14 protein-coding genes are annotated in these 14,130 nt (G+C 65.7%); 2 read left to right on the plus strand and 12 right to left on the minus strand.

The features are described 5' to 3' along the window. Positions 1-83: 83 nt before the first annotated feature. Positions 84-608: a hypothetical protein gene (locus XI02_RS26310; protein WP_018272080.1), complete on the minus strand. Its 525-nt coding sequence runs from the start codon at positions 606-608 to the stop codon at positions 84-86. Positions 609-821: 213 nt separating this feature from the next. Continuing rightward, complete coding sequence (locus tag XI02_RS26315) at positions 822-1,460, minus strand: hypothetical protein (RefSeq protein ID WP_018272081.1); 639 nt, start codon at positions 1,458-1,460, stop codon at positions 822-824. 261 nt (positions 1,461-1,721) lie between these two features. On the opposite strand from XI02_RS26315, the gene XI02_RS26320 reads away from it, so the two are divergent. Then, positions 1,722-2,105, plus strand: coding sequence for a VOC family protein (locus XI02_RS26320; protein WP_026192879.1), 384 nt, complete (start codon positions 1,722-1,724; stop codon positions 2,103-2,105). 15 nt (positions 2,106-2,120) lie between these two features. Here the strand turns inward: XI02_RS26320 and XI02_RS26325 are convergent, their stop codons facing one another. Continuing rightward, positions 2,121-2,552 (minus strand): hypothetical protein, encoded by a 432-nt coding sequence (locus XI02_RS26325; RefSeq protein ID WP_240537240.1) that lies wholly within the window; start codon positions 2,550-2,552, stop codon positions 2,121-2,123. Between the two features lie 237 nt (positions 2,553-2,789). Here XI02_RS26325 and XI02_RS26330 point away from each other — a divergent pair, with 237 nt between their 5' ends. Beyond that, positions 2,790-3,140, plus strand: a complete 351-nt coding sequence (locus XI02_RS26330; RefSeq protein ID WP_026192881.1) for a GrlR family regulatory protein — start codon at positions 2,790-2,792, stop codon at positions 3,138-3,140. A gap of 185 nt (positions 3,141-3,325) precedes the next feature. On the opposite strand, the gene XI02_RS26335 is transcribed toward XI02_RS26330, so the two are convergent. From XI02_RS26335 to XI02_RS26375, 9 genes are all read right to left on the minus strand, one after another. Next, a complete protein-coding gene (locus XI02_RS26335) occupies positions 3,326-6,007 on the minus strand; it encodes a PAS domain S-box protein (protein ID WP_018272083.1) in 2,682 nt (893 codons plus the stop codon). A gap of 145 nt (positions 6,008-6,152) precedes the next feature. Then, the gene (locus tag XI02_RS26340; RefSeq protein ID WP_018272084.1) at positions 6,153-7,124 is read right to left on the minus strand and encodes a tripartite tricarboxylate transporter substrate binding protein; all 972 of its coding nucleotides are present in this window, start codon (positions 7,122-7,124) and stop codon (positions 6,153-6,155) included. A gap of 138 nt (positions 7,125-7,262) precedes the next feature. Continuing rightward, positions 7,263-8,171 (minus strand): DMT family transporter, encoded by a 909-nt coding sequence (locus XI02_RS26345; RefSeq protein ID WP_018272085.1) that lies wholly within the window; start codon positions 8,169-8,171, stop codon positions 7,263-7,265. Positions 8,172-8,474: 303 nt separating this feature from the next. After that, entirely contained in the window at positions 8,475-9,275 is an 801-nt protein-coding gene (locus XI02_RS26350) for an NUDIX hydrolase (RefSeq protein ID WP_018272086.1), read from the minus strand. Between the two features lie 2 nt (positions 9,276-9,277). Further along, on the minus strand, positions 9,278-10,234 hold the full coding sequence (locus tag XI02_RS26355; protein ID WP_018272087.1) for a dihydrodipicolinate synthase family protein: 957 nt from the start codon (positions 10,232-10,234) through the stop codon (positions 9,278-9,280). A 130-nt stretch (positions 10,235-10,364) separates the two neighbouring features. Continuing rightward, on the minus strand, positions 10,365-11,243 hold the full coding sequence (locus XI02_RS26360; protein WP_018272088.1) for an SDR family oxidoreductase: 879 nt from the start codon (positions 11,241-11,243) through the stop codon (positions 10,365-10,367). 82 nt (positions 11,244-11,325) lie between these two features. Further along, positions 11,326-12,186: a MaoC/PaaZ C-terminal domain-containing protein gene (locus XI02_RS26365; RefSeq protein WP_018272089.1), complete on the minus strand. Its 861-nt coding sequence runs from the start codon at positions 12,184-12,186 to the stop codon at positions 11,326-11,328. Between the two features lie 206 nt (positions 12,187-12,392). Further along, entirely contained in the window at positions 12,393-12,782 is a 390-nt protein-coding gene (locus tag XI02_RS26370) for a Zn-ribbon domain-containing OB-fold protein (protein ID WP_018272090.1), read from the minus strand. Continuing rightward, positions 12,782-13,939 (minus strand): thiolase domain-containing protein, encoded by a 1,158-nt coding sequence (locus XI02_RS26375; protein ID WP_018272091.1) that lies wholly within the window; start codon positions 13,937-13,939, stop codon positions 12,782-12,784. The genes XI02_RS26370 and XI02_RS26375 overlap by 1 nt, the downstream gene beginning before the upstream one ends. Positions 13,940-14,130 lie beyond the last annotated feature (191 nt).

Here is a 14,130-nt window from a genome sequence, read left to right on the forward strand (position 1 = left end):
GCCACCCGCCTGATCCCGGACATGAAAATGCCGCCGCAAGTGCTTGCGGCGGCGGATCGATTGCCGGCTGCGGGCGGCCTTTCTTACCAAGTACCGAAGCCACCGAAGAAGCCCATGCGCTGCTGCTGCGCGACGCGGTAGGGCTGATACATGCCGGGCTGTGCCAGCCGCATCGGCTGCTGGGGATGGGCATGGTAGCGCGCGACCTTACGCTTCTTCGGCGCCTGAGGCTGGGCCTGCGCGGGCTGCTCGGCCGGCTTTGTCTCGGCCGCGACCTTCTGCGCGTCAGCCTTCTCCGGCGGAATGAACTGGGCGAACGTATTGCGGACGCGGGCTTGCGCCGACGCGTCGCCCGTAGCCGACGGCATGGCCGCGGCAACCGCGTTGACCTGCGCCGGAACGATGGTCGGCAAATTGGTGTCGTAGACCACCCGCTCGGGCAATTTCTGGATCGACTTGATGCGCACCATGGTCTTGTCGACGCCCGGCGACGACAGGCCCTGGTTCTGGCCGCCGACCACGGCCTCCTGCGGCACGATGACATTGACGACGAAGAGCAGCGCGAGCAGCACGCCACCAACGAACAGGAAATAACGCGCCACAGGCATTTTGGTAGCTCCCCCCGCGCTGCGGGCGCGGTTCATCTCGGCGCGACGACATAAGTCATCGCGCGGGCGATTTCATCGTCTGCGCATGATCACCCGGACGCTGTCCGCGCTGCCGGTCGCTCACTAACGGCTGGTTTATTAGTTAGTTCCTGTCCGGCCGTTACGGTTCACCCGACAAGTCAATTCGCGGTCACTTTTTCGAGATGCCGGGAATTAGAGGCGGCTCGCGGTCACGACCGAACATTTCGCCTTGTTTGCGTTAACATTGACGAATCCGACCAACATCCGCGAATAAGTTTTGCGGCTTTTCATGGCGATGGTGTCGGAGATCAGCCGCTTGCGCTCGGTCAGCGGCCGACCGTCCCGGCGGATGAAGGCGCAGGCGATCTCGATGTCCTTGACCGCGAAATCGTTGGCATTGCGCAGCGTCAGGGTGACGAGCGCCTTCGAACCCAGCCCGCCGCGCCGCCACGATTGCGAGGCGATCCGCAGCTTGTCCAGCGGCGACCTTTCAGCGCCAGGCCCGGACGGCCTGGCCTCCTCTGTCCCCTGTGGGGCGGTGGCCACGCCGACAGTGGTCGGCTCGTCCGCCGGTGCGGCCAGCGCATCCCTCGCGGCCTGATTTGTGATTTGGGCCGGTTGCGCGCCGGTCGAGGCATTCTGCGCGGTGCGGACCATGGAGGAAGACACCGGCCAGACATCCTGGTCTCCGGCGTCGCTCGGCTCGGGGAGCATGAACCAGGCGGCGATCCCGGCGAGCGCGATCAGCGGCAGTAGCAGGCCGGCGTAGAAGCCCCCCTCACCGAGACGTCCGGCGGCCAACCTCCGAAACGACGCCAAGCCGATCCGCATCGTCGTGCCCTCACCCTGGCGGCCTGATCGGGCCGCCCCCACACAGAGAGGAAGCCGCACCGTGCGACTTCCGGGTCGGCCGCAGGTCGAGCGGCCACGCAAAGACAATCGCTGATGGCCGCAATGGTTTCATTCCGGGACGGTAATCTTGCGGCCGGCAGCACGGAGGGATGGTCTCACGGCCGGCCGCTCGCTAAGTTCGCGCCGCCCGAGAGCGAGTGCCGCGCGCCGAAGCGGCGCGAGAACAACAAGGAGATCGCAATGCCTGTCGTCACCTGGGACCACGTCCACCTGCGCAGTCCCGATCCCGAGGCCACCGCGACCTGGCTGCGCGACATTCTCGGCGGCGAGATCATCCGCGGCCCCGGCCGCATCGACGTCCAGCTCGGCGGCGCCAAGGTGTTCATTGCCGAGGTGACCCAGGGCGACGGCGTCAACGCCGCGCCGGTGACGCCCTATCAGGGGCTCGATCATTTCGGGCTCACGGTGAAGGACATCGACGCGGTTGCGGCCGAGATCAAGGCCAAGGGCGTCGAATTCACCAAGGAGCCGACCACGATCCGCCCCGGCGTGCGGATCTGCTTCATCCGCGGCCCGCAGGGCATCTCAATCGAACTGCTCGAGCGCGACCAGAAATACGTCTGAGCCACGCGTGCGGCGCTAAGTCATGCTGCCGGGCATGAAGCAGCGGATCGTCACGCCCATGTAGCTCGGAATCGGCCAGACCATGGCGCGACCGACCCGGTTGGGCTCGGTGACCACGGCCTCGTCGGGGACATCGATCCACGCCCCGTCGAGGCGCACACGATAGTGCCCGTCCTTGGATTCCCAGTCGACATCGCTGACCGCTGTGCCGTCGGCATCCGAACAGCACGGCCCTTTGCCGCTGCGCAGGCCGTCGAACCATTCCTTCAGCGGCGAATTGGCGTAGCGGCCGTCGGGATCGCGCGCTTGCGCGATTCGCACGGCCGCAACCAGCACCAGCGTTATCAACCCGAGGAATACGATGACGTGGCCCGCATGACGGGCCGAAGTTCCATTGAGTCTGCGAGGGCGTGCCCAATGGCCGCCGGATTCAATCCAGTCAGACATGTGTTTGCTCCAGCACTCACCGGCCAGTGCAACCAGAGCTATGCATTTCGCGGGCCACTTTGATTCGCGCGTACGGTCCGCTGTCATCGCGCCGTCACACTGCCTGGCAGGAACCGAGGGTGTCACCCGAACGCGGAACACCCGGGAATCAACCTGCCGCATTGCACGAGGTTGCTCGCTTTGGCATAAAAAACCAACTGGCTTGCCGTGGGCGCGGCGGCCAGCAATCGGGACGTCATGAAGAACGGACTTTACTCAATTCACGTCACCCTGCTGGACGGTCGCGTCGGTAAGGGCAGCGGCGTCATTCTCTTCCGCGACGGCCAGATTCTGGGCGGCGACGCCTATCTCTACTACACCGGCAGCTACACGGTGAAGGGCGATGCGTTCAAGGGCGAAGTCCTTGTGCAACGCCACACGACACCGCGCGACACCGACAACCCGCTGTTCGGCGGGCCCGCGCCCGTCGGCATCGGCGTCTCCGGCACCTTCACCGATACCCGCGGTACCATGAGTGGCACCGCACTGGTCGGCAAGGCGAGCCTGATCTTCGGCGCCACGCTGCACAAGCTCGCGGATATCAATTAGCGATTGGAAACTCGCTGCTGGATCCGTCACCCCCGCGCAAAGGCTTTGCCTTTGTCGCTGGAGGAGCGCGCCCTTGTCTCGAAGGGTCGACGGCCACCAGCGCGCGCCGAGCATCTTTCGAGACGCGCTTCGCGCTCCTCAGGATGACGGAACAACGCACGAGTCGGTCTGAGCCATAGTGCGGCCTACTCCGCGGCCTGCTCCAGCGGCGCGACGCGCGGCAGGATCATCTGGATGCGGGTGCCGTTGCCCGGTGCGGAATCCAGCGAGAGCCGGCCGCCGAGCCGCGTGGTGACGATGCTGTAGACGATGTGCAGGCCGAGCCCGGTGCCGCCCTGATCGCGCCGCGTCGTGAAGAACGGATCGAAGGCGCGGCGGCGCACGTCGAGGCTCATGCCGCAGCCATTGTCGGCGAAGATCACCTCGACATTGTCGCCGCCGGCGGCGTGGACCTGGATCTCGACCTCGCCGGCCTTACCGTCCGGGAACGCATGCGCGACCGCGTTGAGGAACAGATTGGTCAGCACCTGGCCATACGGTCCCGGATAGGAGTTCATGATCAGGTTCGGCTCGCAATCGACGTTGAGCGTCAGGTTGTGCTTGCGCAGGCCGGGCCTCAGACTCATCACCACCTGCTCGGTGAGGTCGCCGAGATCGAAGGTGCGCTGGTCGGAATAGTTGCGGTCGGCGGCGACCTGCTTGAACGACTGGATCAGCTCCGCGGCGCGGTTGAGATTGGCGACGAGTTGCGAGGAGGCATCGCGCGCCGTGTTCAGGAAATCGTTGAGGCTGGAGCGGCGCAGGTCGCCGCGCTCGACCTGGGTGGCGAAATTCGCGGTCTTGCGCTCCAGCGCGGACGCCACCGTCAGGCTGATCCCGACGGGATTGTTGACCTCATGGGCGACGCCGGCCACCAGGCGGCCGAGCGCGGCGAGCTTTTCAGCCTCGATCAGCGAATTCTGGGTTTCGCGCAGATTGCGCAGCGCGGCTTCCGCGGAATCCCTCGCCTTGCGCATCTCCTGCTCGGAGCGCTTGCGCTCGCCGATATCGAGCGCGACCGTGACGATGTTCTCGATGTCGCCCTGCGCGTCGAGGATCGGCAGCTTGTTGACCAGCCATTGCCGCATGTTGCCGGCGACGTCCTTGTACTCCTCTTCATAGAAGCCGAGCTCGCGCCGCGCCGACAGGACGCGCTTGTCGTTCTCATCGGTCTTCGCCGCGCCGTAGCGCGACATCAGGTCGCCAGTGGTCTGGCCGATCGCGTCCTGCGGCTCGATGCCGAAGATCCCGGCCATGTAGCGGTTCATCAGCACGTAGCGCAGGTCGCGGTCCTTGACGTTGATGACGGCGGGCACCGTGTCGATGACCATCTGCAGCAGCCGCCGGCCTTCGGCGATCGCGTCTTCGGCGCGCTTCTGGTCGGTGATGTCGCGCACCGTGCCCTCGTAGCGGATCACCTCGCCTTCGTCGTTGCGGACGACGGTCGCCGAATCGGACAGCCACAGCACCGTGCCGTCGCTCGCGCGCACCTGATACTCGTAGTCGCGCACCATGCCATCGCGCTGCATCAGCTGCTGGTACTGCTCGCGCGCCGCGGGATCGACATAGACGGTGGTGGCGATGTCGTCGATGCCCTTGATCAGGTCTTGCGGCGTGCCATAGCCCATCATCCGCGCCAGCGCCGGATTGGCGTTGAGCAGCGCGCCGCCCGGCGTCGTGACGTAGATGCCCTCGACCGACGCCTCGAACAGCTTGTGGTAGCTCTCCTCGGCGAGCCGCTGCTCGGCAAGCGCGCGCAGCGCCGCCTCGCGCGCGCTGTCGGCGTCGACCAGGGTCTGGCGGAACACTTCGGCGGCGCGTGCGATGTCACCGATCTCGTTGTCGAGGTCGGCGCCGGGAATGAACGCGCTCTTCTCGCCGCCGGCAACCTTGCGGATCGAGCCCGCGATCCTGGCGAGCGGGCGGACGGTGCGGCGAACCACCAGCACCGACGCGAACAGGCCGATCAGCACGCCCGCCGTGCCGAGCACGATGCTCTGCCATTTTGCTTCAGCCAGCGTCCGGGCAAAATCGCGCGACAGCACGTGGCCGCGGCGAGAGCTGAGCTCGCGGAGCAGCTCGGTGACCTTCTGGATCAGCCGGCCTTCGGCGCCGAGCACCTCCTTGTCGATGTCGGCGATCTGGCCCTCGCGCACCGAGACCGCGACGATCGCCTCGGCATAATCGTCGACGGCGCCGCGCAGCGCGGGATCGGAGATGGTCATCGCCCGCATGCTCTGCGCGGCCTGCTCGGCGGCGGACGTATTGTGCGCCAGCAGCGCGGTGGCGATCCGGCTCTGGGATTGCGACAGCGCATTGGCCAGCGCCGCATCGTTGCTTGCGGCGACCGCCTTGTCGAAGGCCTCGCGCAGCGGCGGCAGCCCGGCGACCAGCTCGGCGCGGCGGCTGAGCAGCGCCGAGATGCGCTCGATGCCGTTGCGATAGGTCGCCAGCCGCTGGGTGACGCCGTCGATCATGTCCTGCTGCTCGGGCGCCAGCTTGATGCGGGTCTTTTTCAGGATCTCGCTCAGCGACTGGGCCGCCTCCGCGACCTGGACCGACTGGCTGCCCGGCTCGGTGACGAAGTCGCGCGCCGCCAGCCGCAGCTCGTTCATGCGGCGGTCGATATCCTCGGCGATGTCGCCGACGCTCTGCAGCCGCTGCAGCTCGGCGAAGGTCGTATCGATGTGGCGGATCGCGATCACGCTGGCGGTGGATGTGATGATGATCACAGCCAGGACCAGCAGGAAGCTGCCGAACGTGAGCTGGCCAATGGAGAGGGAGAACGCACGCGGCGCTTGCGAATTCGGCGGCAATTCAGCGGTCATGTCATCAAGGGCCGGGGTCCAATGGGCCCCAATATACGGGAAATTACGGATTTTGGGGAAACATGCTGCAGGACCGGGCCGGCCGGTGTGATCTGTATCACCCCTGCCCCCGGCCCACCGCTTCCGGTAGGGGCCAGCGGCCGGCTCAGTCCGGTTGGATGCCGGCCTCCTTGACCACCCGGGCCCAGAGGGCGACGTCCGCCGCGATGACGTCGGCAAAGCGTTTCAGCGGCGCGCTCCGGGCGTCGCAGCCGGCGACATCCAGCTTCCTCCGCACCTCGGCGGAGGCTAGCGCGGTTTCGAGCGCCGCGCTGATGCGTTCGACGACCGGCTGCGGCGTGCCCGCCGGCACCACGAAGCCGAACCACGGCGTCACCTGCGCCTCGGCAAAGCCCTGCTCGGCCATGGTCGGCACGTCGGGAAAGTATTTCGAGCGGCCGTCGCTGATCGCACCGATGATCCTGATGCTGCCGGACTGCACCTGGGCCAGCGCCTGGTTGGCCGACAGGAAGCTCGAGGTGATCAGCCCGCTCGCGATATCGGGCACCATCTGCGGATAGCCGCGATAGCCGATCGCGGTGACGTCGATCCCGGCGAGCCGCTTGAACAGTTCGAAGCCGAGATGGCCGGTCGAGCCCTTGCCGGGATGGCTGTAGTTCGGTGTGCCCAGCTTGGCCTTGGCCAGCGCGACATAGTCGGCGACGGTCTTCACCGGCAGCGAGGTCGGCACGATGAAGAAGTTCGGGGCGAGACAGATCTGCCCGACCGGCACGAAGTCCCTGACCGGATCCCAGCGCAGCTGCGTGTTCAGTGCCGGGCTCGCGGTGAAGAAGGTCGTCACCAATAGCCATGTGTAGCCATCGGGCGCGGCGCGTGCGACCTCCTCGGCCGCAATCGAGCCGTTGGCGCCGGATTTGGCCTCGACGACGATCGTCCCCTTCCACTGCTCCTGCATGTCCTGCGCCATGATGCGCGCGAACACGTCGGCGACGCTGCCCGGCGCGTAGGGAATGACGATGCGGATCGGCCGGCTCGGGAAGTCCTGCGCGCGCACCGCGCCGGCCATCGCCAGCAACGCCATGCACGCACCGGCAATGAGGCTGATCCGCCGCAACATCGTCCCGTTTCCCGCCCTGCGATCTCGTTGCGGGCAGCATGCAGGGATTGCCGGACAGCAGCAAGGCGCCGGTTTCAGCGGGCGAAACTTCAGGCGGTGGCGATCTTACGCGAGGGAATCGTCATCGCGGCGATGACGTCAGGCTGTGGCGATCCTTCGTGCAGGAATCGTCATCGCGGCGACGCCGATCACGACGCAGGCGAGGCCGATCCACGCCGTCGGGCTCAACCGCTCGCCCAGCACCATGACGCTGAGCGCCACCCCGATCGGCACCCGCAAGTAAGCCTGCGCGGTGGTGCCGACCGAGCCGAGGGTCTGGATCAGGTGAAAGTAGATCGCGAACGCGATCGCGGTCGAGAACATCGCAAGCGCCAGTAATGCGGCGAGCGACGTCGTCGACGGCGACAGCGTCCAGGGCCGCTCGACGACAAGGCTGAGCGGAACGAGGATCGCAGCGCCCGCGATCAGCGAACCCGCCGCCGGCGCCATCGGATCGAGCCCCTTGAAGCCGCGGCTGAAGATCGCGGCACAGGCGTAGCAGATGGTGGCGGCGACGATCGCGACCTCGGCCAAGATCCCCTGCCCGAGATCGCGGAACGCATCGACGCCGACGATCAGGCAGATGCCGGCCATGCCTGATATCACCCCAAACAGCTTGCGCAGGCTCGCGGCCTCGTGGCGGGTGATTGCGGCGGTGAACAGGAAGGTGAAGATCGGCGAGGCCGAATTGAGGATGGTGGCGAGCCCGGCATCAACGAAGCGCTCGCCCCAGGCGATCAGCGTCCACGGGATCACGCTGTTGAGGCACGCCTGGAAGATGAAGCGGACCCAAGTCGCGCCATCCGCCGGCATCGTCACGCCGCGCATCCGCATGATGGCGAGCAGCAACAGCCCCGCGATCGCGGTGCGCGCCGCGATCAGCGTGATCGGCGGGATGGTCGCGACACCAAGCTTGATGAAGGTATAGGAGCCGCCCCACATGGTGGCGAGCGCGAGCAGCAAAGCGAGCTCGAAGCCCATGCTCGGCTGGCGGTGGGTGGCGGTCATTGGCGGGATTCCGTCTCGATGGTTGAGACGGAAGCTACACTGCTGCGACGTGATGATATTTCGATCTAAGCCGAAATGTGGAGAAGCGACTCTCCTTCCCCCGTCGTCCCGGCGAAGGCCGGGACCCATTACCACAGGGTTGTGTTGTCAGAAGAAGCTGTGGCTCCAGAGTCGCGCAACATTGCAGTTCAGTGGTTGGATCCCGGCCCCCGTGCGCAATTGCGCACTAGGCCGGGACGACGCCTAGTATTGTATTGCGCCGCCTCCGAGTCAGAGGCGCTCTCGATCTCTCAGGATAACGCGCTACCCCAGCGCCCCGACGTCGAACACCTCGCCGTCGTAGCCCGCTTCCTTGGGGATGCGGAGCTGGCGGCCGGTGGCGGTCTTGGTCATCACGGGCATCACGGCGACGATCGGCTTGCCCTTGCTGTCGGCGAGCGCGGCGCCGACGTTCGGCTGCTTGCCGAGCCGGATCAGGTTGCGCGTGGTCGGGAACGGCAGCTTGAAGCGGCCGGTCTCGCCGCCCTCCAGCGCCTCGCGCGTCGACACCCAGATCGAGTCGGTCGATTCCTTGCCGTCATGGGCGCCGAGTTGCTCGGGCGGCGCGGCGGCGAGGAAGAACCAGGTGTCGAAGCGCTTCGGCATGCCCTCCGGCGTGATCCAGTGCGCATAGGGCACGAGCTCGTCGAGCGCGAGCACCATGCCGTTGTCAGTCAGCACCTTGAGGAAGCCGATCTTGCCTTCGTTCAGCGCCGCGCGATGCGCGGTCGCGATCTCGTTCGCACGCTTCGCATCGACCAGATGCTTCGACCCCTGCGGCCGCGCCAGCAGGATGCCGCTCTCCTCGAAGGTCTCGCGGATCGCCGCGATCCGGAAGCCGAGTGCGTCGCCGTCGAGCCCTTCTCCGCCCGAATAGAGCGCGGGATCGGCGGCGATCTCCTTGTCATTCTTGTCGACGCTGCCGCCCGGAAACACCAGCGCACCCGAGTTGAACTCGATCTGGTGATGGCGGACCATCATGAAGACTTCGATTTCGCGTGACGACGTCCCGTCACGCAGCAGCAGCACGGTCGAGGCAAGGCGCGGGGCAACGATCTCATTCATGACTAGCCTGCTGCACTGGATTGCGGTTGCAGATTGGCGCGGCGATCGACGCGCGCCACGCGGGAAAGCAGATAGTCGACCTCCGCCCTCGCTTGCGGCGTGATGACAGCACCCGGCTTGCGCTGCGCGCTCGAGGAGATGATGCCGCGCTTCTGCAGCACGTATTTGCGCACGGTCAGGCCGACGCCGGGCTGCTGCTCGTAGCGGATCAGCGGCAGATGCGCGTCGAACAGATCGTGCGCCGCATCGCGTTTTCCCGCCTTGGACAGATTGACGACGTCGATCAGGAGTTCGGGGAAGGCATAGCCGGTCATCGCGCCGTCGGCGCCGCGCTCCATCTCGAAATCGAGGAACAGGCCGCCATTGCCGACCAGGATCGACAGCGGCCGCAGCGAGCCGTCCTTCTGGAAATTGCGCAGCGTCGAAATCTTCTCGAGGCCCGGCCAGTCCTCGTGCTTGAGCATCACGCAGGACGGCGAATCCATCACGATCTTGCGGATCACGGCGGGCGTGAACACGACGGTCAGCGTCAGCGGATAGTCCTGCAGCACCCAGGGAATATCGTCGCCGATCGCTTCCTGCGCCTGCTTGAAGTAGCCAATGATCTGGTCGTCGGTGCGCAAGTGCGGCGGCGGCGCGATCATGACACCGGCAGCGCCCGCATCCATCGACTTCTTCGCCAGCGAGCGCATCGTGGCAAAGCCCGGCGCTGAGACGCCGACAATGACCTGCAGCTTCTTGGCACGCTTGACGAAGCGCAGCGCGACCTGCTCCGCCTCCGCGGCATCGAGCTTCGGCGCCTCGCCCAGGATGCCCAGTACCGTGACGCCGTCGCAGCCGACATCGGTGTAGAAATCGGTCAGCCGGTCGATCGACGCCTCATCGATGCGGCCGTCATCGTGGAACGGGGTCGGCGCGATCGCAAAGGTTCCTGCGGCCTGGGCGGTGAGTTTTGTCATTTGGGCATCTATCCTCTGGTCTGTCGTTCCGGGACGGTGCGCCAGCACCAGACCCGGAACCTCGAGATTCCACAATGCGCAATTGCGCATTGGGGTTCACGCTTCGCGTGCCCCAGAATGACGGTATACATCAGAACCGGCGCGCGCCCATCTTGATCTGCTCCTCGGAGAAGAAGATCTCCTTGGCGTGGGTGACGATGTCTTCGGCCTTCCAGCCAGTAAAGGGCGGCTTCCAGCCCTCCATTTCCATCATCCGCATCTCGCGGACGCCACGCGGACCCGAGACGCCGAGGACCTTGCCGGTCTGGTCGCCGGACAGGTCGCTGACCATGTAGAGCACCGCCGGCGCGATGCCGTCCGGGCCGAGCGCCGCACCCGGGTTCTCCTTGTAGCGGGGCAGGTCTGCGGTCATGCGGGTCAGCGCGCCCGGCGCCAGGGTCCAGATCCGGATGTTGTACTTGCGGCCCTCGATCGCCAGCACGTTGGACAGGCCCCAAATGCCGCCCTTGGCGGCGCCGTAATTGGTCTGGCCGAAATTGCCGATCAGACCCGAGGTCGAGGACGTGTTGACGATGACGCCGCCGCCGTTGTCGCGCATCCATTTGAACACCGGCTGGGTGCAGCAGAAGGTGCCCTTGAGGTGCACCTTCATCACCTTGTCCCAGTTCGCTTCCTTGGCCTTGTGGAAGGTCTCGTCGAGCAGAATGCCGGCGTTGTTGACCAGGATGTCGGCGCGGCCGAAATGCTTGATGGCGTCGTCGAACACCGACTGGCCGCCGGCCAAGGTCGAGATGTCGGCGCCGTTGGCGACCGCACGGCCGCCTTCGGCCTTGATCGCGTCGACCACCTTGTCAGCCATCGACTTGTCCGAACCCGAGCCGTCGCGCGGGCCGCCGAGATCGTTGACCACCACGGCCGCGCCCTCGCGCGCGAACAGCTTCGCGTAGGCTTCACCAAGCCCGCCGCCGGCGCCCGTGATCAGCGCCACCTTGCCGTCGAGTAATCCCATGGTTGTTCTCTCCGTTTTGTTCTTTCTTCTTCCTCTCCCCCGCGCGAGCGGGGCGAGGGAGCATCCCGGCCTTGACGCGCGGCTACGCCAGCACCGTCTTGCCGCTCTTGATCACGGTGACGCCGCGCGATTTCACCTTGGCCTCGAACGACACCACGTTGCCGTCCTTCCACAGTTCCATGGTCACGGTCTCACCGGGGAACACCGGCGAGGAGAACCGCGCCACGTGCTGCTTGAAGGCCGACGGATCGAAGTCGGCGTAGGTCTGCAGCACGCCGCGGCAGGTGATGCCGTAGGTGCACATGCCGTGCAGGATCGGCCGCGGGAAGCCGGCCTTCCTGGCGAACTCCGGATCGGAGTGCAGCGGGTTGCGGTCGCCGCAGAGCCGATAGACCAGCGCCTGGTCGGGCCGCGTCGTGATGTCGACGATCTTGTCCGGCGCGCGCTCCGGCACCTTGTGCGGCTCGGGCTGGCCGTCGGACGGGCCGCCGAAGCCGCCATCGCCGCGGGCGAAGCGCGAGGCGACCAGCGTGGCGAGCTTCTCGCCCTTCTCGTCTTTCAGCACGGTCTGGTGGCGGATCACCGCGCCCTTGTCCTTGCCCTTGTCGAACACGTCGAGCACGGTCGAGTCGGCCGTGATCTGCGCCGCGGTCGCGAACGGCTTGTGGAAGGTGATGTCGCGCTCGCCGTCGACCACCATGACGCGGTTGAGGTTCATCTCGCCGGGACCGGCGCCCCAGGCCGCGACCGAGGCAAACGTCGGAACCACCTTGAGCGGACGCGGCGTCAGCACGCCCTCATTGACGAAGGCGAGCTCCTTCTCGTCCATCGGATCGGCTCCCAAGCCGATGCCATAGGCGTAGAGCATCACGTCGCGGTCGCTGTAGCTGTATTTCTGGCCGAGATTCTTCAGGGCCATCAGCTGTTCGTACACGATCGGCATTGTTGTTTTCTCCCGAACTGTTCTTTCTTCGCCGTTGCGCGTTATTGCGCCCTCTCCCCTTGCGGGAGAGGGCCGCACCGGCATCAAACGCAAACTCGTTTGGGAGAGGGGTTGGCTCCTCAAACGCATCTCTCGCGGAGAGAACCCCTCTTCCGGCAGCCTTCGGCTGCCACCTTCCCCCGCAAGGGGGAAAGGTACTTTCTAGGCTAGGCCGGCGTGAAGAACGGCAGCGGGGCGCCGTCGGTCGGCTTCCATACCACCTTGACCTTCTGGCCGATCTTCACCGTCTCCAGATCGCAATCGACGATGTTGGTCTGCAGCGACGGACCTTCCTTCAACGTCACATAGGCGATCGCATAGGGACCGGTCGGTGATTTGCGCATCAGGCTGTAGGTGTAGACCGTGGCCTCGCCGCTCGACTCTTCCCACACTGTCTTGTCGGAGAAGCAGAACGGGCAGATCGCGCGCGGGAAGTAATGCGCCTCGCCGCAGGTGTTGCAGCGCTTGATCATGAACTTGCCCGCCTTCGCCGCTTCCCAGAACGGCGCGGTCTCCGGGTTGGTCACCGGGGCATTGTACTTCTTCGCTTCAGACATCACGCACGCTCCAGAATGCAGGTTGAGGCGGCGTGGCGAACGCCGAGCAGACCGCCGGTGCCGTGGGCGATCGCGAGGTCGCAGTTCTTCACCTGCACCTTCGGATGCGCCTCGCCGCGCAACTGCCGTACAGCCTCGAGGATTTTCGTCATGCCGCCGCGATTGACGGGATGGTTGCTGCACAGGCCGCCGCCATCGGTGTTGAACGGCAGCTTGCCGACGCCCGAGATCAGATTGCCGTCGGCGACGAACTTGCCGCCCTCGCCCTTCTTGCAGAAGCCGAGGTCCTCGAGCTGCATCAGCACCGTGATGGTGAAGCTGTCATAGATCGAGGCGTATTTAATGTCCTTCGGCGTCACGCCCGCCTCCTCGAAGGCGCGCGGGCCGGACCACACACCGGCGGAGTAAGTCAGATCGAGATCCTTGCCGCCGCGCGGGCCCTTCATCGCCTCGCCATGGCCGATCAAGCGCACCAGCGGCTTCTTCAGGCTCTTGGCGATCTCCGGCGTCGTGACGATCATCGCGCCACCGCCGTCGGTGACGACGCAGCAATCCATCCGGTGCAGCGGATCGGAGATCATCGGCGAGTTCAGCACGTCCTCAACGGTGACGACCTCCTTCAGCATCGCATGCGGGTTGTATTGCGCGTGATGCGAGGCCGCGACCTTGATCCAGGCGAGTTGTTCGGAGGTGGTGCCGTAGTCGTGCATGTGGCGCATGGCACACATGCCGTAGGCATTGTGCGTGGTAGCCCCGTAGGCGGATTCGAAATCGGCCTCGGCGCCCGACGCGCGCGGCGGCATCGGGCCGGTGCGCGGCTTGCCCGCCAGCGTGACCAGCGCGACCGAGCACTTGCCCGCTGCGATCGCCTCGGCGGCGTGGCCGAGATGGATCAGATAGGAACAGCCACCGGTCTCGGTGGAGTCGACGTGACGCAGCTTCCTGGTGTTAAGGCCGAGATAATCGACCATCGGCCACAGCCCGCCCGGTGCGTCGCCGGCGCAGAAATAGCCGTCGATATCGTCCTTGGTGAGCCCGGCATCCTCGATCGCGCCCTTGGCGACCTCGGCATGTAGCTGTGCTGTTGATTTATCGGGTGCGTGCCGGGTGGGATGTTCGTAGATCCCGGCAATGTAGGCCTTGCCCTTGATGGTCAAATCGCTCTCCGCTGGCGTTTCTTCGCTCGAGCGTTTTTCTGAACCGACGACGCGACCTTGGCAAGCGCGATAATATTCCGTCAGGCGAGACCGTATCCGCAACTCAATCGTCGTCCCGGTGAAAGCCGGGATCCATAACCACAGGGTTGTGTGGTGAGAGTGAGCTGTGGCCCCAGCGTCGCGCTACAACG

Origin of the sequence: Bradyrhizobium sp. CCBAU 21365 (assembly GCF_015291305.1) — a bacterium.
GTDB classification, from domain to species: domain Bacteria; phylum Pseudomonadota; class Alphaproteobacteria; order Rhizobiales; family Xanthobacteraceae; genus Bradyrhizobium; species Bradyrhizobium elkanii.

What these genes read in the sequence shown, in the direction of transcription:
- XI02_RS26345 (WP_018272085.1), bottom strand. Translation starts at nt 8,171, where the DNA reads ATGACCGCCACCCACCGCCAGCCGAGCATGGGCTTCGAGCTCGCTTTG.
- XI02_RS26310 (WP_018272080.1), bottom strand. Translation starts at nt 608, where the DNA reads ATGCCTGTGGCGCGTTATTTCCTGTTCGTTGGTGGCGTGCTGCTCGCG.
- XI02_RS26330 (WP_026192881.1), top strand. Translation starts at nt 2,790, where the DNA reads ATGAAGAACGGACTTTACTCAATTCACGTCACCCTGCTGGACGGTCGC.
- XI02_RS26350 (WP_018272086.1), bottom strand. Translation starts at nt 9,275, where the DNA reads ATGAATGAGATCGTTGCCCCGCGCCTTGCCTCGACCGTGCTGCTGCTG.
- XI02_RS26320 (WP_026192879.1), top strand. Translation starts at nt 1,722, where the DNA reads ATGCCTGTCGTCACCTGGGACCACGTCCACCTGCGCAGTCCCGATCCC.
- XI02_RS26370 (WP_018272090.1), bottom strand. Translation starts at nt 12,782, where the DNA reads ATGTCTGAAGCGAAGAAGTACAATGCCCCGGTGACCAACCCGGAGACC.
- XI02_RS26335 (WP_018272083.1), bottom strand. Translation starts at nt 6,007, where the DNA reads ATGACCGCTGAATTGCCGCCGAATTCGCAAGCGCCGCGTGCGTTCTCC.
- XI02_RS26365 (WP_018272089.1), bottom strand. Translation starts at nt 12,186, where the DNA reads ATGCCGATCGTGTACGAACAGCTGATGGCCCTGAAGAATCTCGGCCAG.
- XI02_RS26360 (WP_018272088.1), bottom strand. Translation starts at nt 11,243, where the DNA reads ATGGGATTACTCGACGGCAAGGTGGCGCTGATCACGGGCGCCGGCGGC.
- XI02_RS26315 (WP_018272081.1), bottom strand. Translation starts at nt 1,460, where the DNA reads ATGCGGATCGGCTTGGCGTCGTTTCGGAGGTTGGCCGCCGGACGTCTC.
- XI02_RS26340 (WP_018272084.1), bottom strand. Translation starts at nt 7,124, where the DNA reads ATGTTGCGGCGGATCAGCCTCATTGCCGGTGCGTGCATGGCGTTGCTG.
- XI02_RS26325 (WP_240537240.1), bottom strand. Translation starts at nt 2,552, where the DNA reads ATGTCTGACTGGATTGAATCCGGCGGCCATTGGGCACGCCCTCGCAGA.
- XI02_RS26355 (WP_018272087.1), bottom strand. Translation starts at nt 10,234, where the DNA reads ATGACAAAACTCACCGCCCAGGCCGCAGGAACCTTTGCGATCGCGCCG.